Genomic DNA, 394 nt, shown 5'->3' with positions numbered 1-394 from the left:
TCTGTTACATTGATTTCTGAATACTGAAGATCAGTTGCTTTTGCAAGGCGGATTTCGAGGGTACCGTCTCTGTATTGAGCCGTTGCTCCCTTCTTTTTTACAATGGAAGGTAGCGTAAATACATGGCGGTCTTCCTCAGTAGGATACCCTTCAACGATTGAAGTGTTAGAAGTATGGTATATTTTCATATTTTGCATGGCAGAACGATCTTGAATAGGGATTCTTACATATACTTCGCTGTGTGTTTCAAAGATTGATACATCGATTGAAGCTTCGTCGTCTTCGTAGTCATCACTGCTTTGCTGATCGAAAAAAGAAGAAGTGTCATTTGCTTGATTGTTGTATCCATTCTTTTGCAAGTTATTAAACATGTTCGACAAAAATGATTCCATAT

Annotated in this window: 1 protein-coding gene; it reads right to left on the bottom strand. The window is 38.1% G+C overall.

All coding sequences use genetic code 11. The features are described from left to right. On the bottom strand, positions 1-359 hold a 359-nt coding region (locus V7014_RS20385), incomplete at its 3' end, for an Hsp20/alpha crystallin family protein (RefSeq protein WP_335509761.1). Positions 360-394 lie beyond the last annotated feature (35 nt).

It is taken from the genome of Bacillus sp. JJ722 (assembly GCF_036963345.1).
Taxonomy (GTDB): domain Bacteria; phylum Bacillota; class Bacilli; order Bacillales; family DSM-1321; genus Bacillus_AD.
This window is presented reverse-complemented; position numbering and strand designations above follow the sequence as displayed.